At 52.8% G+C, this 26,325-nt stretch carries 23 protein-coding genes; 8 read left to right on the top strand and 15 right to left on the bottom strand.

Features of this window, described 5'->3' with window-relative positions; genetic code table 11:
- Positions 1-14: 14 nt before the first annotated feature.
- Both kynA and IEV46_RS01725 read right to left on the bottom strand, forming a co-directional pair.
- Positions 15-854 (bottom strand): tryptophan 2,3-dioxygenase, encoded by an 840-nt coding sequence (kynA, locus tag IEV46_RS01730; RefSeq protein ID WP_188429154.1) that lies wholly within the window; start codon positions 852-854, stop codon positions 15-17.
- A 558-nt stretch (positions 855-1,412) separates the two neighbouring features.
- A complete protein-coding gene (locus tag IEV46_RS01725) occupies positions 1,413-1,853 on the bottom strand; it encodes a hotdog fold thioesterase (protein ID WP_188429152.1) in 441 nt (146 codons plus the stop codon).
- A 178-nt stretch (positions 1,854-2,031) separates the two neighbouring features.
- Between IEV46_RS01725 and IEV46_RS01720 the strand changes: the two genes are divergently transcribed.
- Entirely contained in the window at positions 2,032-2,577 is a 546-nt protein-coding gene (locus tag IEV46_RS01720) for a methyltransferase family protein (RefSeq protein ID WP_188429150.1), read from the top strand.
- Positions 2,578-2,859: 282 nt separating this feature from the next.
- Here IEV46_RS01720 and IEV46_RS01715 read toward each other — a convergent pair whose 3' ends face one another.
- From IEV46_RS01715 to IEV46_RS01695, 5 genes are all read right to left on the bottom strand, one after another.
- Complete coding sequence (locus tag IEV46_RS01715) at positions 2,860-3,771, bottom strand: DMT family transporter (RefSeq protein WP_188429148.1); 912 nt, start codon at positions 3,769-3,771, stop codon at positions 2,860-2,862.
- Positions 3,772-3,908: 137 nt separating this feature from the next.
- Complete coding sequence (locus tag IEV46_RS01710; protein ID WP_188429147.1) at positions 3,909-4,379, bottom strand: FixH family protein; 471 nt, start codon at positions 4,377-4,379, stop codon at positions 3,909-3,911.
- 19 nt (positions 4,380-4,398) lie between these two features.
- The gene (locus IEV46_RS01705) at positions 4,399-4,980 is read right to left on the bottom strand and encodes a DeoR family transcriptional regulator (protein WP_188429145.1); all 582 of its coding nucleotides are present in this window, start codon (positions 4,978-4,980) and stop codon (positions 4,399-4,401) included.
- A gap of 71 nt (positions 4,981-5,051) precedes the next feature.
- The gene (locus IEV46_RS01700; protein WP_229735861.1) at positions 5,052-5,906 is read right to left on the bottom strand and encodes a cytochrome c oxidase assembly protein; all 855 of its coding nucleotides are present in this window, start codon (positions 5,904-5,906) and stop codon (positions 5,052-5,054) included.
- A gap of 189 nt (positions 5,907-6,095) precedes the next feature.
- Positions 6,096-6,494: an acyl-CoA thioesterase gene (locus IEV46_RS01695; protein WP_229735814.1), complete on the bottom strand. Its 399-nt coding sequence runs from the start codon at positions 6,492-6,494 to the stop codon at positions 6,096-6,098.
- A 137-nt stretch (positions 6,495-6,631) separates the two neighbouring features.
- Between IEV46_RS01695 and IEV46_RS01690 the strand changes: the two genes are divergently transcribed.
- Positions 6,632-8,227: an alkaline phosphatase family protein gene (locus IEV46_RS01690; protein WP_188429139.1), complete on the top strand. Its 1,596-nt coding sequence runs from the start codon at positions 6,632-6,634 to the stop codon at positions 8,225-8,227.
- Positions 8,228-8,267: 40 nt separating this feature from the next.
- On the opposite strand, the gene IEV46_RS01685 is transcribed toward IEV46_RS01690, so the two are convergent.
- A complete protein-coding gene (locus tag IEV46_RS01685; RefSeq protein WP_188429137.1) occupies positions 8,268-9,446 on the bottom strand; it encodes a DUF819 family protein in 1,179 nt (392 codons plus the stop codon).
- A 475-nt stretch (positions 9,447-9,921) separates the two neighbouring features.
- On the opposite strand from IEV46_RS01685, the gene IEV46_RS01680 reads away from it, so the two are divergent.
- Together IEV46_RS01680 and lepB are read left to right on the top strand one after the other, a co-directional pair.
- Positions 9,922-12,273, top strand: coding sequence for an FdhF/YdeP family oxidoreductase (locus IEV46_RS01680; RefSeq protein ID WP_188429135.1), 2,352 nt, complete (start codon positions 9,922-9,924; stop codon positions 12,271-12,273).
- 99 nt (positions 12,274-12,372) lie between these two features.
- Positions 12,373-12,951: a signal peptidase I gene (gene lepB, locus IEV46_RS01675; RefSeq protein ID WP_188429133.1), complete on the top strand. Its 579-nt coding sequence runs from the start codon at positions 12,373-12,375 to the stop codon at positions 12,949-12,951.
- 108 nt (positions 12,952-13,059) lie between these two features.
- Here lepB and IEV46_RS01670 read toward each other — a convergent pair whose 3' ends face one another.
- The 5 genes from IEV46_RS01670 to IEV46_RS01650 all read right to left on the bottom strand — a co-directional run bounded on the left by IEV46_RS01670 (position 13,060) and on the right by IEV46_RS01650 (position 20,824).
- Positions 13,060-13,998 carry an ADP-ribosylglycohydrolase family protein gene (locus IEV46_RS01670; protein ID WP_188429131.1) on the bottom strand — a complete coding sequence of 313 codons (939 nt, stop codon included), beginning with the start codon at positions 13,996-13,998 and terminating at the stop codon, positions 13,060-13,062.
- 136 nt (positions 13,999-14,134) lie between these two features.
- Complete coding sequence (locus IEV46_RS01665; RefSeq protein WP_188429129.1) at positions 14,135-14,383, bottom strand: hypothetical protein; 249 nt, start codon at positions 14,381-14,383, stop codon at positions 14,135-14,137.
- A 184-nt stretch (positions 14,384-14,567) separates the two neighbouring features.
- Positions 14,568-15,731, bottom strand: a complete 1,164-nt coding sequence (locus tag IEV46_RS01660; RefSeq protein ID WP_229735813.1) for a glycosyl hydrolase family 18 protein — start codon at positions 15,729-15,731, stop codon at positions 14,568-14,570.
- Positions 15,732-15,876: 145 nt separating this feature from the next.
- Positions 15,877-19,533 carry a dynamin family protein gene (locus tag IEV46_RS01655; RefSeq protein WP_188429125.1) on the bottom strand — a complete coding sequence of 1,219 codons (3,657 nt, stop codon included), beginning with the start codon at positions 19,531-19,533 and terminating at the stop codon, positions 15,877-15,879.
- A gap of 226 nt (positions 19,534-19,759) precedes the next feature.
- Positions 19,760-20,824 carry an SDR family oxidoreductase gene (locus IEV46_RS01650; RefSeq protein WP_188429123.1) on the bottom strand — a complete coding sequence of 355 codons (1,065 nt, stop codon included), beginning with the start codon at positions 20,822-20,824 and terminating at the stop codon, positions 19,760-19,762.
- A 178-nt stretch (positions 20,825-21,002) separates the two neighbouring features.
- Here IEV46_RS01650 and IEV46_RS01645 point away from each other — a divergent pair, with 178 nt between their 5' ends.
- Positions 21,003-21,335, top strand: coding sequence for a YolD-like family protein (locus IEV46_RS01645; RefSeq protein ID WP_188429121.1), 333 nt, complete (start codon positions 21,003-21,005; stop codon positions 21,333-21,335).
- Between the two features lie 120 nt (positions 21,336-21,455).
- A complete protein-coding gene (locus IEV46_RS01640) occupies positions 21,456-21,764 on the top strand; it encodes a hypothetical protein (RefSeq protein WP_188429119.1) in 309 nt (102 codons plus the stop codon).
- 314 nt (positions 21,765-22,078) lie between these two features.
- On the opposite strand, the gene IEV46_RS01635 is transcribed toward IEV46_RS01640, so the two are convergent.
- Positions 22,079-22,747, bottom strand: coding sequence for an HD domain-containing protein (locus tag IEV46_RS01635; protein ID WP_188429117.1), 669 nt, complete (start codon positions 22,745-22,747; stop codon positions 22,079-22,081).
- A 138-nt stretch (positions 22,748-22,885) separates the two neighbouring features.
- Here IEV46_RS01635 and gltC point away from each other — a divergent pair, with 138 nt between their 5' ends.
- The gene (gene gltC, locus IEV46_RS01630; RefSeq protein ID WP_188429115.1) at positions 22,886-23,791 is read left to right on the top strand and encodes a glutamate biosynthesis transcriptional regulator GltC; all 906 of its coding nucleotides are present in this window, start codon (positions 22,886-22,888) and stop codon (positions 23,789-23,791) included.
- A 366-nt stretch (positions 23,792-24,157) separates the two neighbouring features.
- Here gltC and IEV46_RS01625 read toward each other — a convergent pair whose 3' ends face one another.
- A complete protein-coding gene (locus tag IEV46_RS01625; RefSeq protein ID WP_188429113.1) occupies positions 24,158-25,336 on the bottom strand; it encodes an acetyl-CoA C-acetyltransferase in 1,179 nt (392 codons plus the stop codon).
- A 295-nt stretch (positions 25,337-25,631) separates the two neighbouring features.
- Here IEV46_RS01625 and IEV46_RS01620 point away from each other — a divergent pair, with 295 nt between their 5' ends.
- Positions 25,632-26,309 (top strand): uracil-DNA glycosylase, encoded by a 678-nt coding sequence (locus IEV46_RS01620; RefSeq protein WP_188429111.1) that lies wholly within the window; start codon positions 25,632-25,634, stop codon positions 26,307-26,309.
- Positions 26,310-26,325: the final 16 nt, after the last annotated feature.

Raw genomic sequence — 26,325 nt, 5'->3', positions numbered from 1 at the left:
ACTGGGTCGGCCATTTACAGCTGTGTGCGAAGACTCCACAGTTCCGGAAAGAAGTGGTGATCCAGCACCCGCTTCAAATAGCTGACACCCGCGGAGCCCCCGGTCCCCTGTTTGTGACCGATGATCCGTTCTACAGTTTTCATATGGTTGTATCGCCACTGCTGTTGCCGATCCTCGATATCCATCAGCTTTTCCGCCAGCTCATACAGATCCCAATACTTCTCCACATCCCGGTACACCGCCAGCCAAGCCGCCTCCACACTGGGATGGGACCGGTAATCCTCCGACCAATCCCGCTTCAAACATGAGTCATCCACATGGAGCCCCCGGGCCGCGAGTGCCCGAATCGACACATCGTAAATACCGGGCTCATTCAGGGCTTTCTCCAGTCGTCGGTACAACTTCGGCTCATGTTGGTAGACTGCCAGCACCCGCCGGTTCTTATGACCCAGTGCAAACTCAATCAGGCGGTTCTGGTAGGATTGAAAGCCGGAAGAATGGCCCAGCTTCCCCCTGAATTGCATATATTCCGAGGGGGTGAGGGTGGACAACACCTCCCAGGATTGGATCAATTGTTCCTGAATCCGCGAAACCCGTGCCAGCATCTTGAAAGCAGGCTCCAGGTCGTCTTTCTGGATGGAAGTGACGGCTGCCTCCAGCTCATGGAGAATCAGCTTCATCCACAGTTCACTCACCTGGTGGATGATGATAAACAGCATTTCATCGTGGTGTCCCGACAAACGTTGCTGACTGTTCAGGATCCGGTCCAGATGAAGATAGTCCCCGTAGGTCATCTCCTGGCTGAAATCCGTGTGAATTCCCTCTTCCGGTACTCCTTTTCGGTGATTGGTCATGGATTTCTCCCCCTTTTAACTCCTATCTTACAGAATACACGACAATGCTTCCCCGAAAAAGAGAACGGAGCCCCGGAGGGCGTATACATTTTGAAAAGTAAAAATATCCGGAGGGTAAAGTTAAAAAATGGAGTTCCTCGGATTCAATCGGAACGGATGAGAAAGAGGGATCAGAGGATCACACGGTTCCCCCTGATCCATTCCCCAGCATAGCCGATGATTCCGCCGGTGCATAGGATATAGGAACCACGAAGAAAGGGGCAATTCACAGTGATTCCTTGTTGGATTCTTCAACCCTGTTGGTGTTGGGTGCCTGTTCAGGTTCAGCCAAATCCCCACTTCGGTCCGGTCGGAAGACCGACGGGGCCGGTAGGCGGTGGCGGCAATATACCGGCAACTCCGGTGAGACCCATAGGAAGTGGCGGAGTGAATACTCTGGAAAGTGCCCCTGTTATTCCCGGTAATCCTCCGCACCCCCCCACCCACCTTCCCTGGATATGACATCCGCGAAAAAAAGGGAAACCCCGGCCACTGGAGGACCGGTGGCCGGGGTTTTTATCATTTGTTCCCTTCTCTAAATCTTTCCTCTACCATTCCTTTCTCTTTTTTCAGAGGCACCACCGCCATGGTACAGCGGGAGACACAGATCAGTCTCTCTTCCTCATCCCGAATCCGGATCTCCCACACCATAGTGGTCCTGCCCTTGTGAAGGGGTTCAGCCACTGCGGTGACAATACCTTCCCGCTTGGGACGAATATGGTTGGCGTTAATCTCCAATCCCACCGTCGTCTCCTTTTCCCGGTCACAGTTCATCCAAGCCCCAAGACTGGCGGCAGTCTCCGCCAATACGACGGAGACACCTCCATGCAGAATCCCAAAGGGTTGGTGATGGCGTCCATCCACCGGCATCTTCAACACCACACGTTCCGGCGTCAACTCCTCGGTTTCGATCCCCAGTGCTTCCATGACTGTATGGGGTTTCGGCTCATTTTTTTGCATTGGAATCATCCCCTGTCCATCCGAATCAGAATCCCTTTCTTCATCCCTCATCAAAATCCTCCCCCACCCCAACACTCCCCCAGTTTCTCTTCCCGTAGCCACTCTCAGGCCAAACGCCGTTTCTGCCGATCCAAGAATCCCATAGAATATCCTACCAACCTGGGAGGACGGTTGTTCTATGATGTGGTTCGCTTTTACCCCGGTTTTACTTTACCTGCTGGTGGAAGGGATCCGGAAACCCCCCCAGGGAGAGCAAAAAAAAGATTGCTCTTCCACCTTGGCTCTCGCTGCGGCGCTGGCTTGTATGACACTTTTGCCCACAGTGATTCTTCTCGACCAGTGGCAAACTCCCTTCACCCCTCATCCCCTGTTCTACACCGGCATCACCCTGGGGATTGCGGGTGTCTGGTTCCGGACGAAGGCCATGCGGACTCTGGGCCGTTTTTTCAGCCGCAATATCGGGATTCAGTCACAGCATCGGGTGGTGAATACCGGATGTTACCGATATATCCGGCATCCCGGATATCTGGGAACACTGGGAACCTTTCTCGGATTTGCGTTGAGTACAGCTTCCTGGTTGGCCGTTGCCGGCAACCTCATCTGCTTTTTTATGGCCTATACTTACCGGATGCGAGTGGAGGAGAAAGCTCTCGTCATTTTTTTCGGCCTCGCTTACCGGGATTACCAGGCCCGAACTTGGAAATTGATTCCCTATTTGTATTAGTGCTTCCCCATCCCGGATGCTCATCCGGGCTTTTTTCGTTCCGGGCCCAATCTCTGTCGACGCATCTTTCTACCAAAATTTTATATACAGGTTGGAATCTAGGCCCGTTAGCTATCATCGGAACTTTGAGTCGACGGACACCTGTCTGATGTATGTGATTCAGTCCCCGCCGTGGGATTCACACTGCGGGCAGATTAAGGTTGCCGCTCCTGGGACTGACACGTCGAACTTGCCGGAGAATCCCCCCGTCCAGGCCCGTAAAACTGACGATCAGACTTTTTTCTATCTCAGGAGAGGCCTCTTCTCCATGCCACTTCTTCGCCTCCCGCCGTTTCCACCCTTGGTTACAAAAAAGAGACTGAGAGAAACCAGGGCCAACCCGCCCCAAGTTCCCCAACTCACTGTTTCATCCAGCCAGAGGACACCTCCAGCCAAGCTGAACACGGGGATTAGAAAATTGACACTTAATGTTGTGGTGGGACCTGCATTCCGGATTAAGCGAAAATAACAGAGATAGGCAAGAACCGTACTGAAGAAGGCCAGGGCCAACAACGCCCACACCGCCTCCGCAGGCGGAGCCTCCCTTGGCAGACGAAGCAGGGCCAAAGGCAACAATATCACCCCTGCCCCCAACTGCTGGCCGACAGCCATGGTGAACGCCGGAAAATCCTGAAACTTTCTAGAAACATAAATCCCACCCAGAGCGTAACAACACGCCGCCAGGAAAGCAACTCCCACAGCCAACAGGGTCTCAGAGGTCAGCGGTATGGGTGTCCACCCAACCAGGACACCCACCCCTGCCAAACCGGCCAACAGGGCGACTGTTTTCCGGAATGTCATCCCTTCTTCCCCCAGAAAGGATGCAGCCACCGCTGTCAACATCGGCGTTGTCCCAATGATCATCGCAGTCAGTGAAGCGGGAATCTCCATTTCCGCCTCTGCGATCAGCGTAAAGGGAACCCCGGCATTCAGTGCTCTCAGGAGCAGAAAAGATTTGACCCTGCCCCGGAAAGAGATCCGCTTCCCTGTAATTGTTGCAAACAGAAGCATGGACAACCCCGCCAACCAGACCCGAACATCCATCAGGAACACAGGGCCAAAAGCAGGTGCAGCCACCCGTATGAACAAAAAAGAGGCCCCCACAGAGCACTCAGCAAAACAAACGCAAACCAGTCCGCCGGTTTCATCACTCACCCTTCTTTCCCCACTTTGTTGCCTTGCGGAAATTACCTATATTTTTTTGTTGTTCATCCCACTCATTCCTTCTTTTCCTCTTGTCTCAAAAACAAAGACCCTGCGATCCCGTTCACGCGCAGAGTCTTCATCCCGGATCACTCCCCGACCGTAAGTGTTTCCGCCGGCTCCATCACATGCCCACCCCTGGCGGTCACATGATACATCACTTGATATTCACCCGCCTCGGGAAAAGTCTTTTCAATCCCATAAACCCCGTCCCCGCTCTTTTTGGCATCTATCTTCTCATGCTCATCTTTGGGGGCACCCTTCTTCCAGATCTCAAACTTCACATCATCTGCATCGTTGACCGGTTTTCCCTCATGGGTGATCCTCACTTCCATCCGGGTTTCCTTACCGGCCCGTACGTCCTTGGGCAGATTCATCTCCACCTGAGGCAAGTCCTGGGCTGCATCCCCCTGATCTCCCTCATGCTCATGATGATCCTCCTCATGGGCTTTTTGCTCTTGCTTCTCCGGGGTCTCCTTTTTAGGGGTGGTTCCACAAGCAGTCAAACCCACCGCTGTCATCAGAGCAAGCAGCCCGATCATCCAATTTTTCGCACTCATCCAGACCCACTCCTTTTAATCAAGAATGTTCGCAGCCGCGGTGCTTCTCCTGTCCCATTAGTTGTGTCAGTTGTTGGATCGCCTCTGGAAAAGAAAGAAGAGCTCCACCGAATCCACGGACAAATCTGCCGGCGACCTCCCGTTGTTCAAATGAAAGAACTTGGGGCCGGCAACAACCGACATAAACCTCCGGATTCAGTACATACCATGCCCTCAGGGCACTGATGGTGAGCTGATTGATAAAATCCTGGCAGATGGCCTGAACCACCTGACCTTCCATCTGACTGTGACGCAACAATCCGCAATGACAACAACAGGCAGTCTCCGTCTGTTGGTCTTGAAGAACCAGACGATAGGCCAACCTCGAATCCGGTTTCCGGCCACAATATACGCAGCTGGGATCTGCAGCCGGGCTCTTCTCTCTGACCAAGGTAACCCCACCGTATGTTTTCTTTACCCACCCTTCTTCCAGCATGGGCTTCAGATCCCGGTAAATTGTCATCTCCGAAACCCCCAGCGCCCGGCTGAGATCCGAGATCTTCACATGATGTCCTTCTCGGATCAACTCACGGAGCCGTTCCCGCCGTTCAGTGGGTAACATCTTCCATCATCACCCCTTGCCGGCCAAAGTATTCCGGATCTCTTTCATTGAGATCCCAGATGGGTCTGATTTTACAGGGATTCTGAAACCGGCTGGGAAACCGGGTGGTTCCCTGCGGACTCCTCCGCTTCCCGACGGTCTTTTTCCCGCTCTTTCCGCACCCACTGGAAGAAGAAGATATAAACAATCACAGCTACATAGACGATTTCCTGGATGATCTTCATCAGAACACCACCCAGTTGTTGGTCATGCAATGGAGATAAAATCGGAAACATCTGGGATTGTTCATGGAACAGGGCGAAGAATGTCGTATCGGAAAAGGCAATCATGACGCAGGCCGGAGTCAGGAGCATTCCGTTGGCATAGAGATAGCCCATCTTTTTGAGCTCGCTCATCTTGTCCATCTCCGGAACCGGACAGAGAACCGAAAACCACATGGCCATTCCCCCGATCAGCAAGAGAGCGCGGGCTCCCGTATGCAGCGCAGGGATCTCCATCAATCGGTCAAACACCCAGGGAATGTGATACAGCCAAATCATGCCGTTGAAAAAGAACGTCGAGAATACAGGATGGACCAAAATCTTTGCAAGTTTTCCCACCCCTTTCAAGCGAAACACCGGCGCCACCAACCAACCGGGCAATCCCATCAGCAAGAAGGGAGGCATCACAATAAACAGCAGGGACATCTGCACCATATGGATGCTGAATAATTCATGGCCGATCATCTCCATGGGACTTCCGAGGGAGAAATAAAAGATCAACGCACCAGTCAGAAAATAAGACAGTTGGCGAATCGACGGTGGTTCCGCATCGGGAAAACGATTCCGCAACGGTCCGGTGAACAACAGATACAACCCGATCACGAGAAGTACCGACAGGTTCAGTGAAATACTGTAGTTGGCCGGATGCAAAAACATCTCCATCATCTTATCCACACCGGATCCCCCTTTTCTCTCCTCTGTGTGGAAACACCACAAATGATCACAAAAAGCCACAACCTCATCTTTCAGTTTATCGATTTTAACAGCAGTTTTGCCATCCTCGCTGTGAACTTTCCTTGAATCCCGCCTTTGGATGCCGAAAGTGTACAAAAAAGAGGCTTGTTAACAGCCTCTTCAAACAGATTGAAGGATCTTTTTTATTTCCGGGGGCAACTCGACCGCCTTTCGCTTCAAGGCATCGATCATCACCCAGGTGATCTCTGCCTTGCAGGCCAACTCTCCAACGGAGTTGTAGACGGTCTGCCCGATCACACTGCTTTTGCCCCCAATCCGGAGCAGGTCAGAGACGATGCGGATCCGCTCGTCAAACTTCAACTCTTTGATGTAATCGATACTGACATGAACTACCACTGGCAATATCTGGCGCCGCTGAAGCTCTTCCATGGTCAGGCCCTCCTCACGCAACCATTCAAAACGGGCCCATTCCAAATACTCCAGATATTTGGCATGATTAACGTGGCCGATCATATCCACATCCGTCGATCTGACTGTCAACTCAAATTCCCGTTGCACGATGCCACTCCTCTCTAAAACCATAGATGTAGTATACCACAACCTGAATGAACAATCATTCAGGTTGTGTATGCATAAAACCTCACCGAAAGAGCCACTATTTGGATATGAACCCCAATGTCAAGGATGTGTTCCCAATGCACTGGTTGTTGATCCTTTTATTGCTTTTAGCCCTGATCTATCTCTATTATCAATGGTCCAAGCCTGAGCAGCACGAGCACGACCTTGACCGTCTCAGCCCCGCAGGTAACACAGATCGGAAAGTGATCTGGCTACTGGTGGACTCCCTGATGTCCCATGTCATCGACCAGGGAGTGAACAGCCAAGAGCTCCCCGCCCTCTCCTATTTGATTCAGCGGGGAACATACAAAAAGGAATTGGTCAGCTCTTTTCCCACCATGTCCGTCACTGTGGACAGCTCCCTGCTGACCGGGACCTTCCCGGACCAGCATCGAATTCCCGGGTTAATCTGGTTTGATCAAAAGGAAAACCGCCTGGTCAACTATGGAACCGGTCTCCATGAGGTGATCAGCGATGGACTCAACCAAACCATAGAAGACGCTGCGATTCACCTGAACGGCAGTCATTTAAGCAAGGAGACTCTCACTGTTTACGAAGAATTGGCCGACCAGGGAATCCTAAGTGGTTCTGTCAACGGGATGATCCACCGGGGAAGGTCGGATCATATCCTGTCCTTTCCCTCGTGGCTGGCCACTCCCACTTCACTCCCACAACGGTTGAAGGTGAAAGGGCCCGATTTTTTATCTCTCGGTGCTTTCTCCAATCCACTGCAGGGGGAAGTCCCCCTTTCGGAAAGTCCCACTCAGGAATTCGGCTTTAAAGATGATTACGCCATTGAAACGACAAAATATCTGATCCAAAAAAACCGACTGCCGGATTTCCTATTCGTCTATCTTCCCGATCTGGACAAACTTCTTCATAAAAAGGGAAGTGGAGAGGCAGAAAGGAAAGGGCTACAAAAATTAGATCAAAATATCCAAAAGTTGCTGGACAGCTTTCCCAATTGGGAGGAAGCCTTGGATAAAGTCACCTGGGTGATCACGGGAGATGGTGGACAGACGCCCATCCACCCTTCCGATGAGAATCCGGTGGTTCGGCTGGATCAGCTCCTGCACGAATATGAAATACTGGAAGCAGGCAAACAACCCGACGACAAAACCGAGTTGGTCCTGGCCGTCAATGAGCGCTCTGCATACGTCTATTCCCTGAAAAGGAGCATCTCTTTACAGACGCTGGCAGACAACCTGAAAAAAGATGATCGGATCGACCTGATCGCCCATCCCGGGGAAGGTGACTGGATCCGGGTACTGAACGCCACCAGGGATCAAGAAATGCAATTTCGGATGGGAGAAGACTGGACGGACCCCTATGATCAAGCCTGGGAACTGAAAGGGAATCCTGCAGCACTCGATTTGTCTTTGGACCGGGAAAAAAGGCGCCTTTCTTACGGCGATTTTCCCGACGCCCTGGCCCGTCTGTCCGCATCTCTCAATTCTCATCCGGGCCGTTTCCTGGTGGTGACAGCCCGCCCCGGATATGAATTGGCCGATGCCCCCTCCCCCACTCACAAAGGAGGTGCCGGCCACGGCTCCTTGCACCGGATCGACTCAGTCGCTCCCATTATTATCTCCGGTACGGATCAGAAACCCCGCCATTGGCGGATCGTAGATCTGAAAGCCTTTATCTTGGACCTGATGAAACCTTCATCATGAAATAAGGCCGACCCGGGGTCGGCCTTCACGTGGGTCAGATTTATCCACTCCCCAATAACCAATGTATCCATTGCCCCATCAAGATCCCGACATAGTTACCGACCGCGTACCCCAAAACCCCCAACAATACGGCGGGGGTCACCAGAGAAGTCCATCCTTTGGAACTGGCCAGGGCGAGTGCTGTGGACGGGCCGCCCACACAAGCTTGACTGGCCACCGCCAACATCTCCACTTCCACCTTGAAAATGCGTCCCATTCCAAAAATAACGAGACCGTGAACCCCGACTACAATCGAGATGAACAGGAACACCACCGGCCCTTTGTCAACCAGCGTACCCAGGATGGTACCCGCCCCCATCGTGGCGAAGAAGAAATGAAGGATGAAGTTCCCCACCTCTTCCCCGCCTTTTAGCCGCTTCACCGGGGTGAAAAGCGCCAGCAGCAAAGCCAAAGTGGTATACCAGATCACCGGGGGAATCTCAAACCCGACCCATCCGTCGATCCATGGGGTGATCGCTTCAGCCACCGCCACCACCGTAAAAGAGATGGCAAACAGGAGGATCAAATCCTGAATGACGAGTTCCCGCCGGTTCCAAAACGCCGTCCCCCGCTGTTTCGCCGAATCGACCCGGTTGCGTATACTGGGATACCAACGAATCAGGATCACCGGCAGGATCGCCGTCATCACCATCCATATATTGGTCATGATGTTATCTGCTGCGGCTCCCGTGGCAAACATCGTTTCCGATGTTCCAAGAGCGTTGCCGACAGCGGCATAGTTGATTCCCCCGCCGATGTAACTAGCAGCAAACTGCCCACCCAATTTCCAGGCCTCCCCGCCGATCCCTCCGGCAGTCAGCCAAACCCCCACCACCGCACCGACAGCAGTCCCGATCGCTCCCAACATAAAGGCCACCAGCGCAGGCCTGCCCAAAGAGCGAACCTGGCTGAAATCCGTTGCCAACAGGAGCAAAACGATGGCAAGAGGAACCCCGTAATCACTTGCAAAAATATAGACAGGGTTCAGTTCCTCTCCGCCCACGGCGGAAGGGATCACCCCCAGGTTGACCAGGACAGCACCTCCGGTGATCACCAGTATCGCCGTGCCCAACCAGGAAAAAAACCTGAACCTGCGGTCCAGCCAAAAAGATATGGCGATAAGAGATGTTATGACTGCACCTACCCCAAAGGGGCTGGTCACCAAGGCCTCACTTGTCATCCAACCCACCTCCACCAACATCTCTCACTGAATTCGGAATTATCACTCCTCATCATACCAAAACAATTGAAACAATGGTTGGAATATTGCCCCTGTACCACCTCCTTTTCATCAAGATGGTTATCTTGAATCTATGGCCGGGTTCTCTTCAACATTCCCGAAGGATATGGGAAGCTTCTCTCCTGGGCCCCCGGACGGTGAAGGATTCGAATCCAAACCGGGAAAGGAGACACCAAGCAGGTATCGTTGAACAATCTGAAGAAAAAAAACCCTTCCGTCAAAGGGAGAACAAATCGACATAAAAGAGTAAATAAATTCGTGATGACAGTGGATGGTTCACCTGGATTTTCCACCTTGTGACGGTCAATGATCTCGTGATACCATATCATTGTGTTGTCTAAAATTTCTGTATCCCTTCGGGAGCCGGAGGGGACAAATCCGTTCAGTGCAACGGATATTGCAAGGAGGACTCACCATGGGAAAAACCCGACATACCGGTCCTGTCTCACTTCCCAAAACCCCGGACCCCAACCTTTGGGTAAGCTATGTTCCCTTCGGAATCGGAAAGGTGAAACCCCGGCACATCCGGGATACGATGAAGGTCATTTGGGATAACCGGGACAATCTGCCCTACGCCTACCGGATCCTGACCCAAGGAGTCTGTGACGGTTGTGCACTGGGCGTGGCCGGTCTCAAGGATCAGACCTTGACCGGACCCCATCTGTGCACCACCCGCCTCAATGTTCTGAGACTCAACACGATGCCGGCGATGAGACCGGAAATCCTCCACCAAGATATTGATGAATTGCGGAAACTGAGCAGTGAGGAACTCCGCAAGCTGGGACGGATCCCCTATCCCCTGCTCCGGGAACCCGGAGATCAAAAATTCCGACGCATTTCCTGGGATGAGGCCTTGGATCGGATCGCGGAAAAAATAAAAAAATTGGATCCCCGGCAGTTCGCCTTTTATCTGACGTCTAGGGGAAGCTCCAACGAAACTTACTACGTTGCCGCCAAAGTCGCACGTTTTCTGGGAACCAATCATATCGACAATGCATCCCGGATCTGCCACTCCCCATCCAAAACCGCTCTGAAACGCTCCCTCGGGATCGGCGCCTCCAGTTGCAATTACAAGGATTGGATCGGGACAGATGTTCTTGTCTTCTGGGGATCAGTCGCCGCCAACAATCAGCCGGTCTCCACCAAATATATGTACGCCGCCAAACGTAAAGGAACTAAGATTATTGTCATCAATCCCTACCATGAACCATCGATGGATGCTTACTGGGTTCCGTCCATACCGGATTCCGCCCTGTTTGGCACCCGGATCGCCGACGATTTTTACCAGGTGAATATCGGTGGGGACATCGCCTTTATGAACGGGGTGATGAAACACTGGTTTGAAATGGAGGAGCGAAATCCCGGTTCTGCCATCAACCATTCCTTTGTTCAGGCTCACACCAACGGATACCAGGCCCTGAAAAAACACATCAGTAAATATGGTTGGGAAGAGCTGGAGCGCTCCTCAGGGCTCACCCGGGAACAGATGCGGAAGTTCGCCCAACTCCTCGCCGGGGCCAAATCCGCCGTTTTCGTGTGGTCGATGGGGTTGACCCAACACCGCTTCGGTACGGACAATATTTCCCAGGTGGCCAATCTCGCCTTGCTCCGTGGGTTTCTCGGCCGGGAACATTGCGGCGTCATGCCCATCCGGGGACATTCCGGCGTTCAGGGCTCCGGTGAAATGGGAGCTGACCCCTTCAGTTTGCCCGGGGGCGGCTTTGACGAGCCTACTCTGCAGCGGTTGGAAAAGGTCTGGAACTTTGAAATTCCACGATGGCAGGGGGATATTGTCGGGGTCACCCTGGAAAACGCCCTCCTCCCTGACGATCACGAGCAGAAAATCCGTCTCTATTATCTCTCCGGCGGCAATTTTTTGGAAACCATGCCTGATCCGGATTTCGTCCGTCGCAGCTTGACTCAACTGGATGTCCGGGTCCATCAGGACATTATTTTCAATAGCTCCACCTTGCTGGATGCCCGGGAAGCGGTGATTGTCCTGCCGGCGATGACCCGGTATGAGCAACCCGGAGGTTGCACCTCCACTTCCACTGAGCGAATGGTCTATTTCTCTCCGGAGATTGAGGGGCCCCGGATCGAAGAAGCACGTCCGGAGTGGCAAATCTACCTCGACTTGGCGGCACGGGTCAAGCCCGGAGCAAAAGAGTGTCTCGGCCTGGAAAACGCACAGCAGATTCGGGAGGAGATCGCTCAGGCGGCACCGGATTACGATGGGATCCAGCATCTGCGAAAACAAGGGGATGTGTTCCAGTGGGGAGGAGCCTGGTTGTGTGAAGGAGGGTTCTGTCCCACCCCTGACGGCAGAGGAAACCTTCTCCCCATAGATCTTCCGGAACACCGGGAAACGGAGGGTCAATTCCGAATCACCACCCGACGGGGCAAACAGTTTAACTCCATGATCTACAGTGACACAGATCCCTTTAATAATGCGGATCGTTATGATGTACTCATCCATGAGGAGGATGCCGCGAAGCTCTTTATTGAAGAGGGAGATGCGATCGTTCTGTACAACCGGCATGGGCGCTTTCACGGCCGGGCACGCTTCGCCCCGATCCACCCCGGAAACCTGGGTGTGCATTGGCCTGAGGGCAATATCCTCATTCCCAAGGGGATCTATGAAGAACACGCTGGAATTCCCGAGTACAACACCACCTGCATCCTTGAAAAGGCAGAAACTTTTTATGGGCGCAAAGATGCTGATTACGCAGAAAAACGGGTGGCAGACCTTGAAACGGAGATCAGCTGATGCTCAATATATGTTACCATGATAGATATCGCGAATTGGATCACAGGTGCTCCCTTCACCTTTTCCAAAGAACTGGTTTCCATATGGAGGATAAACATGATGAAACCGATTCAAACTTTATTTCAATGGATGCTCTCCATTGCCGTGGCCGCCGTTCTCGCCCTCTTGATCACCACCTTCTTGATCGAACCGGCGGAAGTTCACGGTCAATCCATGGAACCGACACTTCAGGACAAGAACTACATCTTTGTATCCAAAATCCCCCATACCTTAAACCAAATTCCCGAATATGGGGATATTGTGGTCATCGACAGTCGGACAGATGAGAAACGCACTCTGATCCGGGAACTGAAGGAAGCCTCTCTCTACCGGTTGCTCACAGGAAAAAAGCAGACGGAAAGCCGCTGGCTGAAACGGGTCATCGGGAAGCCGGGAGACACCCTGGAATTCAAAAACAACCGGGTTTACCGCAATAATCAACTGTTGGAGGAGCCCTATACCTTGGACGAAACAACGGACCCCTATAACCAAACCAAGTATAAAGTCCCCGAAAATCATGTGTTCGTCATGGGGGACAACCGGGATAACAGCAGAGACAGCCGGGAAATCGGCCCGATCCCGATCGATCACGTGCTGGGCAAAATGATCTGGCGAACAGATCGATTGCCTTTCCGGTGAAATCTTCAAGAAAAAACGATCCCTTCCACCAAGGAAGGGGTCGTTTTTTCTGTTGGGCTGGTAATCCGAATATCCCGTGCAGGTCCCCATCAAAACCTGAAGTTCGCTTTAATTCAGGTGCTCCATCAGTTGGTTCAGCAGCTGTCGAGCCTGATCTTTCCCCCTCAGCTGTTCCATCCAGCGCTTCGGAATCGAGGAGGCTCCCTCTCGAATCCCGGCCAGACCTCCGGCAATCGCAGCGTTGGTGTCCGTGTCCTCCCCCAGCCTGATTGCCGCCTTGACCACCCCTTCATAGGAGTATTCCCGCATGGCCAATCGGACGCTGTTCAAGGTCTCCACCACATAGCCGCCCCCTTGGCTGACCGGTTCTTCATCGGGACGGACGGTCTCTTCCAGCTCGCGGAGGTGTTCCGGATAACCCCGGTAGATAGAGCACAGACGGTTCACGGCCTCTTTGTAAGACTCCTCCGTTGTCATCCCTTCCAGGATCCGGCGTGCCCACAAGCAATACAAGGCACAACAGACTTGGTTCGTGGGATGAGCATGGGTAACCAGAGACTGAAGATGGGAATCGGCCACCAGTTTCTCATCGCTTCCCCTGTGCCAGAGGACCAAGGGAAGAACCCTCATCAGGGAACCGTTTCCCTTTCCATCCGGACGAACCCATCCGGCTCTCCCCGCCGGTGTCCCGGATCGAAAAGCTTGGAGGGCATCGGCTGTTTGCATCCCCACATCAAACACGTGTCCATCCACCGCCCAGAGCCCTTCTTCATACCAACGCAACAACCTTCCCGCAAAATCCTCCGCATCCATCTTTCCTTTGCTCAACAAAGAATCCAGAAGGGCCAAAGCTTGGGCACCGTCGTCGGACCATGTACCCGGAGGAACCGAGGGGTAACTGCGCTTAAAACCTTCCGGGGGGATGAATTCAATCTCCTCTATTGGCGGAAGGACTTCCGGCCCATTGAACTCATAGGGAACTCCCAGCGCATCCCCCACCAACAACCCCCAGAACCCGCCCTGGATGCGATCCAATCGGTTCATCATTTCACTCACTCTCTCCGTTGATAGATCGAAACTCGGAATAGGCAGCGAAAGAGCCGGCCACGGCTCTTTTCACCTCCGAATTCCGCACTCTATCACTTCGCCTGTTTTCCTTCCCATCCCTGTCTGGCAAACGATTTTAGGGTCGGGTCACAAACCGGGCCCGCTTCACCAAAAGCCGGTGCTGTTTCAAGGATTCCTGCAGCCGTTTCCACAAATTATCCACCGCCTCCAGATGACGGGACTGCTGTGCCCGGCGCAGCTCCCTGCGCAAGGGGGCCACTTCCCGGCTGTAGAAGAGATCCGCCTCCTTGATCTTTTTCTTCTTGCGGGGCGTTTTCGGTGCAATAGTGTGCTGGCTTCCCCTGTGACGCTTTTTCTTCGCCATCGGTACCACCCTTATATCGAGGATGATCCATCCTATGCACCCGTTTGATTTCCGATGATTGTCCAGTGGAACTCCGATGGGATTTTGAAAACAATAAAATAGCAGCCGGGAGAAACAATGCTCCCGGCTCATTTTCTCTTCATCCACTACCTACTTTCACAACCTGAGTCAACGGTCTATGTCTTCAATATTTCTTGATCTTGAAATTGTCCCGGAGCAGGGACCATTGCTCGGGGAAAGATTGCCCGAGCACCCAGTATCCGATCCCACGGACACGGTACTCCTTGATCAGGTCAAACCTGGATTGGACACTTTGTCCGTTTTCAAACCAGACGACATGTTTTTTCCCTTGTTTATCCCGGTAGTAGAAATAGGGAGCCTGGTCGCGGTTGTTGTAACGGATCCGGGCCCCCGTCTTCCGCGCCAGCTCGACTGCAGCTTGGGGAGCCAGCCGCTTTGCGGGAGGCCCCCCTTTTCGATAAGGCAAAGTCCAGTCGTACCCATACAGCGGGGCCCCCACCATAATTTTATCCCGGGGAATCTTAGTGACCGCGTAATCCAAAACCTTGCGCACTTGGGGCAGCGGAGACACTGCCATCGGAGGCCCTCCGGTCCATCCCCACTCATAGGTCATCAACAGAACAAAATCGGCCACTTTTCCATGAAAGGCGTAATCATGAGCACCGTGCCAAGGCCCCGCCTGCCGGTCGCTGCTTTTGGGAGCGAGTGCCGTCGACACAGTAAATCCTTTCTTTTTCACAATGGGGAGAATTGTCTCCAGAAAACCGTTGTACAACTGGCGGTCCTGTTCCCGAATGTGTTCAAAATCGATATTCAGAGCGCGGTACCCTTTCTGTTTCATCACCCGGACCACATTTCGGATCAACCGCTTGCTCGCCTGCTTGTCAGTGAAAATCCGGTGGGCGATATCCGGTTGGAAGTTTCCGTCGGCGAAATTGGTGAGTACCAACATGGGAACTGCCCCGTGATTTCGGGCCACTTTCAAGCTGGAAGCATCATGGAGAGGAATCAGTCCCCCGTCGGGTTTCACTTGGTAACTGAAAAAACTGACATAGGTCAGATCATCTCCCACATCGTGAATGTCCCGGGCCGCTTTTTTCGCATCGATCGGCTCAATAAATCCCAGGGTCTCAATGCCCGGTTGGGAGGGGCGTTGTTTCACGGGCCCCGCCTCATCCCCCGATTGGACTCTTGTCTCCTGTGGTGGATGGGCCGAGCCGGTCTGCCGGGGCATGGTGTTTTCATTCCCCTTGCTCTGTTTTCCCATCCCCCCGCAACCGGTGAACAAGAGGAGGGAAATCAGACCGAGGCTGATCAACTTTTTCATCATGGATCTCTCCCAGATCAAGCTTAATGAGTTGCCTTTCCTGCACCGATCCAGCAAGAGACTTCGGCGCATCAGGTTAAACTTAACATTTCAGATGAAGCCTCCTTTTATGCACATAAGAAAAAAGCATGCACTTTGGCATGCTTTACAAATCTGGAAGAATTTGTTCCAATCGCCCGATCAATTCATCCAATCGTTTCAAAACCCGATCATAACCGGCGGGATCCACCTGCTCCGACAATCCCTCCAAGAGTGGATCATAATAAGATTGCACATCTTCAACCATCTCTTGTTTCAATCGATCCACCGCTTCCCGCCACTTTTGTTCGTAATACCGAATCCAGCGCGACCTTTCTTCCTCCAGATAGGCATCCACCACTTTTTCCAAATCCGACTTCATCCGGTCCCGCATCCGGGCTCTCCCGTTATTTTCAAAGAAATCCCGACTGTTTTTAAAAGCAGCTGCCGCTTTTTTGAACGATTCTGCTTCCAGCTCCGGAAAGGGCTCTCTCCACCCGGGAGAGTCGACGGATGGGAACGGTTTCGGTTCCAGAGGCAGACTCCCGTTCAGCTTCCGGCAATCTTCACCGATGGATAGGGCGTGTTCTCCCAGCCTCCCACCGATCCAGCGGTCCACACGGAGTGAAGTGGCTCGCAACTCCTGTAACAACTCCTGGCGAAGGAACTCGATGATCTCCCGCATGCAGCTGCGAAGCCTCTCTTTTACACGGCTACCGTCGCCAAGCACGGATGAGTGGAAAATCTCGACAAAGACATCCTGGTAGCGGAGGAAGAGACGTTGTCTCACATAGTACAGAAGCTCCTCGATCTCCTGCTCCAGCGCGTGTGCATCGGCGCGAGGATCCAATCCGGACAGGAGCTGAAGCACCTGTTGCCGTTCTTTGACGTAGGCGACCTTTCTCTCCCTTTTTTCTTCATTTCCCTGACGGGCATCCTCGGACAATCTCCCCAGAAGCGCCCGAGCCCGTTTCAGATCCGATTTCATCCCATGGAGGGCAACCGACATCAAGTCGACATTCAAAAGCCGGGCAAACGCCTGTTCAAAAGCGGCCATCCCGGAACCTGCCGGCGGTTGACCCTGCTCTCCCCCTTGCAGGGCCAACAGACTGGAAACGGCAAACAGACGGGGATGACGAATTCCGTATCCCAGAAGCTGCTCCTTAAGATAGATAGCCACATCCTCCAGCTCTTCCGTGGAGGCCGCCAGATCGGCGGCATTCATGACAAAGAACATTTTATCCATGGCAAAGGCATCCTTCACCCGTCCCAACTGGATCAGGAACTCACGGTCTGCCCGGGAGAAGGCATGATTGTAATAGGTGACGAACAAAACCGCGTCCGCCTCCTTGATATAGCGGAAAGCCGTCTCCGTATGACGGGCGTGGATGGAGTCCGCCCCAGGTGTATCCACCAGAGTAATTCCTTGGCGGGTGAGAGGACAGTCAAAATAAAGTTCCGCCAGCTCCACAAAACAGGAACGGGACTCCACAGCCACATAACGGCCGAAGTCTTTCAGGGACATCCGACGGGTTTTCCCCAGACCCCCGGACACCTCTTTGTACCCCTGCTTCACTGCCCGCAAAAATGGCAGGACCGTCTTCTGTGCCGGGTCCGTCTCCGGCAGATCCTCCAGCTCCCTGATCGCCTCCACCGCCGTTGCCAGGGAATCAACCTCCTTGCCGAACCGACTCCAAACCTGTTTCAATTCATCCAACAAGGCCGTCTCCGTCTTGAACCGGATGATCACCTCCCCATGGGCATGATCCCCATCGGGAGCCGTGATTCGATTGATGGCAGCCGTGGTCGGATTGGGAGAAACGGGAAGCACACTTTCCCCCATCAAGGCATTGGCAAAAGAGGATTTTCCTGCACTGAAGGCTCCGAATAGAGCCACTGTGAAACGCCGATTTTTCACCCGCTTCCGTTTTTCCGCCAAATCTCTTCGGATCGGGGCCAAAGCCTTCACATCTGACATCCCCTCCTCCGCCTCACGGAAGTGATGAAGCGCCTTTTCCGTGTAGCCCCGGGAACAAAGGGCAGAGCCGGCGGTTGGCGTCTCCGCTTCCACAGAGGCGGACCTGCCTGAATCCGGAGTTTGGAACAAGCGCTCCTGAGAGGTGATGGGTCTCTCCTCATTCAAGATGGCATCCACTGTCACTTCATCCATTTCCGGCTCCCGCTCCCCTTCCAGGACCTGACGCAAACATTCTGAATGGAGTTGCTCCTCCTCCAATATTTGCTCGATGTCCCGGGCAGCCTCCCGTAACATCCGCAATCGGTCCCCTTCTTCCTCCGCCCCGGCCATGTCGGCCTGAATCCGTTCCAAAAGCGGAGTGGATACCGAATCGAAATATTCCTTCGCCTGCCGCCGAACTTCCCGTTTGATCCGATCGGCCAAATCTCCGGTGTACTTGAGCAGATAGTCCCCGGTGAGCCCGGCACCCTCCCGGACCGTCTCCTTCAGCCAATTCGGATCCAGCGGACTCTCCAATTCGTAGACGGCTTCCCCCCGTTCCTCGGTATACAGCCCCTTCTCCTTCAAATACTGGATGAGATACTGCTTGACATGAAAGTCCAGCTGGGTATCCACTGTCTGCTTCAACTTGTCATAAAAGATGCAGAACCGGCGTTCCTTCTCCTTGGCTGTCTTTCCCCTGGAGAACAACCAGCCCACCCGGAAGCGACTCAGCACGGTTTCCAAATAAAGGTGTGCCCACTCCCGGTTTTCATAAGGCATCAGGTATGCGTTGGCGAGAATTTCCTCCAAGCCTTCGAGAAACTCCGCTTCCATCCCGTCCCGTTCTTGGGACAACCGCTTCCTCTCCTCCCGGTTCAGTTGCAGTTTTCGGTCCAATTCTTTCAAGGATGGGATCTCTTCTCCCAAGTGATCCCTCCGGTCCTGGATGATTTTTCGGTTCCGCTCTTTCAAGTCCAACAGATATTCCCTCATCAAGTGAGACGCTTCCCGGCGGAGGCTCTCCTCCGCCAGGTTCTCCCGTTCCCCGATCATCTCCCGGAGTTTCTTCTTCAAAACAGGCAACTGGTTCAGCGGATGACCGGGTTGCTTCAGGGAGGTGTAGAAGATTCCTTCCGTCTTAAAGCCCCAGTTCCCAAAGGTTTGCTCCACCCGCTCCCGGTAGCGGTCAAAGGGGAGTTCCTCCTCCCGGTGCTTGTCCACCTGATTGATCACCAGCCAGATCCGTTTCCCCCGTGCACTCAGCTCCTTAATAAACCGGAGATTGACTTCCGATTGCACATGGTTGTAATCCATCACGTAAAAAATCAGATCCGCCAAGTGAAGAGCTGACTTCGTGGCAGTCTGATGAGCATCATCGGTGGAGTCCACCCCCGGTGTGTCCAAGAGGGCAACCCTCTCCGGCAGCGGGGCATCACTCCGGTAAATATCGATTGCAATCACCTCGTCGCCCCGTTTGCACAATCGTTTCAAATCCTCATCGATATAATCGCCGCGGAATTCACGCCGCTCCCCTGAATGGAGAGTCAGAACCACGCGGTTCTCCCCCGCCCGCACCTTCACCACGTTGGCACTGGTGGGAATCGGACTGGTGGGCAATAGATTTTTCCCGTACAATTCGTTGAGCAATGTCGATTTGCCTGCAGAAAAATGACCGCAAAAGGCAATCACAAACTCCCGCTCCCGGCTCTTCCGGATCAAATCTCGGATCCGGGTCGGATGCAGGGAATCTTCTTTCAATTTCATCAGGCGGTATATCTCCGCCAGTCGATCAGTCATCCCGGATGTGATGATTGTTTCAGGCACGTTTCTTCGTTTCCCCTTTAATCATGATAATGAACCAAGAATACTTTCATGTTAAACCAGAGCAGACGGGAAAGTAAATGTGTTTCCTCCGCAAAAAAACCCGCGCCTGCCGGCACGGGGTGAAAAAAGACCAGACCAAAGACTGAGAGGAATCTGTTTCCTACTTCATTTATTCGTAATAAAGAAGAATTTTGAGTCCACTTTCGAAAAAAATCAGAGATTCCATTCAGCGAATCAGAATTTTTTTGTCCGGATCTTCCCGGTGTTCTTTGTAGTAACGGACCAGTGTCGGCAAGTAAGAAGCAAGGTCGGGACAACGGATCCCCCCCTCCGCCAACACGGAAACTGCCTGGCTGCAATCGTACTCGGACTGTTCAGACATATAAGAAATGGATTCTCTCTCCACATCGAAAAATTTTCGGACCGGGGGAATGGACATCAACCAATCCGCCACCTTTCCGGGAATGGTGTAGGAGGGTGCTTTCCCCCGAAGTTCTTCACAGATCATACGATATACCTCCCGGGCGGTGTAAGGAGAGGGATCCGTCAGATGGAATGTCCGGTTGGCCCCTTTCTCCGCATGGGCCAGCCAAACCGTTGCTTTCAGGATATAGTCCACAGGAACGATATTGAATGGATTGCTCCCTTTACCGACATAGGGAACCGGCAGATTCCCCATCCCATCCAGAAACCGCATTACAAAATACGGACCGTCAAATTTGACCGTCTCCCCCGTTTGGGAGTCGCCCACCACCACCCCCGGTCGGATGATCGTGCAGGGAACATCCTTCAGGGCCGCCACCCGTTTTTCTGCTTCAAATTTCGTCGCCTCGTAGTGATTTTTAAATCCCTGTCCACAGTCCAACTCATCCTCTTTCACAATCCCGGTCCGATTGCCGGAAACATATGCAGTGCTGAAATAGATATACCGTTTCAGATGTTTCAAGGTGCTGACAAACCGGTTGACATGCTCCGTTCCAATGACATTGACCGTATAGGCTGCCTCCCTGGGAACCGCCAGATCATAGATCGCCGCCAGATGAAAGAAATGGGTGATGCTCTCCCGCAGCGCAGGCAGTTCTTCCGCCGACAGTCCCAGACCCTCCCGGGTGATATCTCCCACCAAGAGACGAACCCTCTCTTCCGCTTCCGTCAACTCTCGGGCCTTCTCCAATTGACTCGGATGAACGAGAAAGACAAAGGAAGCAGAGGGATCCCTCTCAGCCAATGCACGGAACAGCCGCCCGGCAATAAACCCCGGGTAGCCTGTCATCATATATTGGTTGCTCATGGGCAACTCCTCCTTTTAGCAGGTCAAAATATGAGCCCTTTCAGTGAATCTTAATGGTGAAAGCGCTTTAATGCAATATATTTTTATATTTCAGTATATTATGCAACTCCGCTTTCCAACATTTACAGATTATAAGCGAATATACGTTCGTGTATGATGGAATCAGAGGTGAGAGGAAGTGGCTTTGGAGCGCGGAAATAAACTGTGGGAAGGTCATCGGATGATCCTTCCCGAACATGAAGAACGCCTGCGGCGGGAGCGGCGCAGACAGGAAGAATATCGCCCCCCTGAGCTGGATCCTGATGCATTGGAGACGATCGGGCGCAAGATCGAGCGTTCCTGTCTGGACAAAAAGCCGGTCCGGATCACCTATGCCAGCAAGTACGGACCCCGGAAAACCGGCGGAACCGTTATCAAAATCAACCCCACCGAAAGATGGATCCTCCTGGGCAGTGACGAAGGCCGTCAACTCATCCCATTCTCCCTCATTCTGGATGCGGAAGAGGTTTGACCCCCATATGAAAAGGAAACTGGAGGAGAACCCACGTCCTGTGGAGAAATAACAAGTGTCCACGACCTTACATTTTCGATCCTGTTAAAAAGTTCCACATTCGGTGGGAGCCTTTTTTGCGTGGAAAGGAGAACAAAAATCAAGACAGCCGAAGAGTTCCTGAATATAGCTGGGATTCCCATTTATGTGAAGATCCTCGGTGAAGGAGAGCCCATCCTGTTTCTCCGGTTGACACAGACGAAGATCTCACCGGAGGTGAACGAAGCGCTTTGCGCCGACATTCTCCGCCGTTACGACCTGACAGAGAGTCTTTCACAACTGGGGAATCTCTCGATCGAAATCGTTCAGGGCAGATACGATCCGATCAGTCCTGAAGATTTGCAAACAACACTTCTTCCCTGGTTGTCCTGCGAAAATGGTCGTTTTTGAACATTCGGATCACTGGTCCTTCCTGGAAGAGACTGAAAAGTTTCTGGAAACAGTGTGCCAATTTTTCTCCGCTCCCGCTGTGAGGTGAAGGATAACGCCTGGATCACATCCCCATCCCGAGAGAATTGGTCACCATACATAACCGGAGAGTGCTTTTCCATGATTACAACCGCAGTCATCCAAAGTCATCGGATCGGCAAGTCCTCTACAGACATGGAATGAAAAAATGACACTGATTGGATCTCAGACTATGATCGGGCGACGATTGAGATTGCAGAAGCCGGTCCCAAGAGCGAGCACAGTCCTGGAGAAAATTATGATTCAAAATCCATCACAGGTAAGTTCAGACCACACTCCTTTTGGAGGGTGTTCAGAAAATAAATCATAAATTTATGCCTCTCTTCAGCAAGCGCCTTGGCTGTGGCTGTATTCATCCGGTCCTTTAACAAAAGGAGCTTTTCATAAAAATGATTCAATGTGGTTGTTTGGCTTTGCTTATACTCCTCGAATGATTGATGAAGTTTGGGCAACACCTCGGGATTGTAGATCTCCTGTTTTTTATACCCGCCGTAGGTGAAAGCACGCGCAATCCCCACAGCACCTATGGCGTCCAACCGATCAGCATCTTGTACAATCATTCCTTCTTTCGTGCTCATGACTGTGGAGGCCCCGGCTCCCTTAAAGGATAAATCCTGAATGATTTCACAGACATGATTGACGATGGATGAATCCATCTGAAGTTGTTCCAGCCAACTCTGTGCCTTTTTGGGACCCGCTTGTTCATTGCCGTCATGATACTTCCAATCGGCGATATCATGTAATAACGCGGCGAGCTGAATCACATCCTGATCGCCCCCTTCCTTGCTGCCGATCCAAATTGAATTTTGCCACACACGCTCTACGTGAAACCAGTCGTGGCTTCCATCCTGACTCATCATTTCTCTTTTGACATAATGGATGGTCTTTTCGATCTGTTGATCCATAGACAGACCTCACTCCCTGGATGGTTGCGCATTATCCCCCGATTTGTTACCCTTAAAGGCACTGATCCATAGCAACAATGTCTCTTAGATGTCCATAATATTCTCAGATTGATATGGATGAGACCGGAGGTTAAACAGATGGAGCTCAGGCAAATTCAATACTTCATCGAAGTGGCCAAACGGGAACACGTCACCGAAGCGGCCAATGCCCTACATGTCGCCCAATCGGCGGTGAGTCGGCAAATTGCCAATCTGGAAGCGGAATTGGGAGTTCAACTTTTGCTTCGGGAAGGGAGAAACGTGCGGCTGACCACGATCGGACGGATTTTTCAGGAGCACGCGGAAAAGGCGATCTTGGCGATTGAAAAGGCCCAGGTGGAAATCAAGGAGTTTCTCGATCCGGAACGGGGAACGATCCGGCTCGGCTTCCCCAGCAGCATGGCTTCCCATATTCTGCCCCGGGTCATTTCCGCCTTCCGGGCCAAATATCCTCATATCAACTTTCAATTGCGACAGGGATCCTCCCGCCAACTGATTCACGACCTCGTGCGCGGCGAGGTGGAATTGGCCATGGTGGCCCCTGTCCCCACCGATGAGAAGGAGTTTGCGGGTGAGGTCTTTTTTTCCGAGAAACTGGTCGCGCTTCTCCCCATCGGACACGAGCTGTCTGATCAACCTCTCCTGCGCTTGGATCAACTGCGGAATCAGTCCTTCGTCCTGTTTCCCTCCGGCTTTGTTTTGAACCGGCTGGTGGTAAACGCTTGCCAACAGATGGGCTTTACCCCCGACATCTCCTTTGAGGGGGAAGATATTGATGCCATCAAGGGATTGGTCGCCGCCGGTCTCGGGGTGACCCTGTTGCCTGAGATCACCCTGATGGAAAGCATCCCCCGAACCACAGTGAAAATCCCGATCAGCGAACCGGAACTGACGCGCACAGTGGGGATCATCATCCCCAAAAACCGCGAACTTCCTCCCTCGGAAAAGTTGTTTCATCAGTTTTTGCAGGAGTTTTTCTCCAATCTGGACCGATTTCGTAGTTAGATGGCTTCATTCTATCAGAAAAAGGAAAAATCCGATCGCCCCCAGCGGCCAATTGAAAACCCGAAAATAATCAGAGGCTCCACCCAAGGGGTGAGATAAGATTCAACCCGGGGAGAGGCCCCGTCCTTCCTGCCAGACTTCCAGCCACAGGCAAGGCTGTTGTCACCCCTATTCCCTTTCCAAAGACACATTCAATATCGTTTGCCACTCCACAGTCATCCAGCAAATCCCCTCAGGATTCCTCCTGCGATCCACTCACTCCAACTAGAAATAAATGCACACGCCCAGATAATCCACGTTCGACCGGAATCATCAAAAGCGAAAGACCTCCCGCCAATCCAGGCGGAGGGTCTTTCGCAAAAAATGTCAAAGAGCCTCCACCACCAGAGCGATCCCCTGTCCGCCCCCGATACAGAGAGAGGCTAAACCGTACTTTTTTCCCCGGCGCCTCAGCTCATAAAGGAGTGACAGTAGAATCCTCGTTCCGCTGGCACCGACGGGGTGCCCCAGAGCGATGGCACCTCCATTCACATTGACGATCTCCCGGTTGAGACCCAACTCCTTCTCTACCGCCAAATATTGGGCGGCGAAGGCTTCATTGATTTCGATCAGGTCTATCTCCTCCAGCGTCAACCCCGCCCGTTCCAGGGCCAGCCGTGATGCCGGCGCCGGACCGATCCCCATGATACTGGGCTCCACCCCACGGACAGCCCAGCTGACTATCCGTCCAATCGGCGAGACCTCCTGCCTTTGGACCGCCTTTTCGGAAGCGAGAATCAAACAGGCGGCCCCATCGTTGATTCCGCTGGAATTACCTGCGGTGACGGTCCCTCCCCTCTTGAACACCGGATTTAAGTGGGCGAGCTTTTCCCGGGTCGTATCCCGCCGGATGTGTTCATCCTTCGAGATCACCTTCTCCCCTTTTCTTCCCTGGATCGTGACCGATGCAATCTCTTCGGACAAGCGACCGCTGTCAGCTGCCGCTGCGGCACGCTGTTGACTCAAAAATGCAAACTCATCCTGCTCTTCCCGGGAAATGGAATACTGTTCAGCCAAGTTTTCCGCGGTGATCCCCATTCCAATGCCGCACAGCTTGTCACTCAGAGTCTCCGACAGGGTGTCCGCCAACTCTCCTTCCCCCATCTTCATTCCCCAACGAGCCTGACGCAGGACATAGGGAGCCTGACTCATATTTTCGGCCCCCCCCGCCAAGCTCACCTCCGATTCCCCCAATTTCACCGATTGAGCCCCGGAGATCACCGCCTGCAAGCCCGAGCCGCAGAGGCGGTTGACCACCAGCGCCGGAGTCTCAATGGGGACACCCGCCCGGAGAGCCACATGCCGGGCCAGGTAAGGAGCTCCCTTGTGGCTCTGAATCACGTTTCCCAGCACCACGTTGTCCACCTGAGACGCTTCAAAGCCCGCCCGCCGGATCGCCTCCTTTGCCGCAACCAAGCCCAGTTCTTCCGCTGACACTTCCCGCAAGGCCCCGCCAAAGGAGCCAAAGGGGGTCCGTGCACCATCGACGATCAAAACCTCCGTCATCTCCGATCCCTCCTGAAAAACTATTAAAATACCTTCCCAACCATCATACTATTCGGAGAGAGGGGATGCCAAACCGATCAAATTCCCTCCCGAAAAATGGCCAATTTGAGCGCTCATTAATCGGTTCTTTCCCAGAATGTACGGTCACTCCCGGATAGTCCTCTCCAACTCCTTTTAAAAAAGGTTGGGAACTTCACACTTTCCTGTGATTTAATAAAATAGAGGAAATCATTCCCGCCACAGAAGTCGTTACTAAGATGTGGAACAAATCATTTTTCGATCGGAGGGTAAATAAATGGCCTTTGTACTGCCGCAGGACTGGCAGCAAGTGTTGGCGGAAGAGTTGAAACAGACCTATCTGCTGGAATTGAAAACATTTTTGGAGAACGAGAGAAAACAATACCCGGTTTATCCACCGGAGGAGGATCTTTTCTCCGCCCTGGCTTTAACACCATATGAGCAGGTAAAAGTGCTGTTACTCGGACAGGATCCTTACCACAACGAGGGACAGGCCCACGGACTCTCCTTTTCCGTACGCCCCGGGGTTCCACTGCCCCCCTCCCTGAAAAACATGTTCAAAGAATTGGAAGAAGATCTGGGACACCCCGTTCCCAACAACGGACATCTGATACCTTGGGCGCGCCAGGGGGTGTTAATGCTGAACACCGTCCTGACGGTGCGGGCTCATGAGCCCAACTCCCATAAAAACAAGGGATGGGAAACCCTTACTGATGCTATCATCCAAAAGGTGAATGAGAAACCGGGGAGGGTGGTGTTCGTGTTGTGGGGAAACCAAGCCAAAAAGAAGAAGAAATGGATCGATACCGAACGGCATTATATCATCGAATCGGCCCATCCTTCCCCTTTATCCGCCAAACGGGGATTCTTCGGCAGCCGACCCTTCTCCGCTATCAACCGGGCCTTGAGCGAGGCGGGAATGGAGGAGATTGATTGGCGGATCCCCAACATTTAAACTGGATGGGTGCCCG

Origin of the sequence: Kroppenstedtia guangzhouensis (genome assembly GCF_014637345.1) — a bacterium.
Lineage (GTDB): Bacteria > Bacillota > Bacilli > Thermoactinomycetales > DSM-45169 > Kroppenstedtia > Kroppenstedtia guangzhouensis.
The sequence above is the reverse complement of the archived record's forward strand: the minus strand, read 5'-3'. Positions and strand labels throughout refer to the sequence as shown.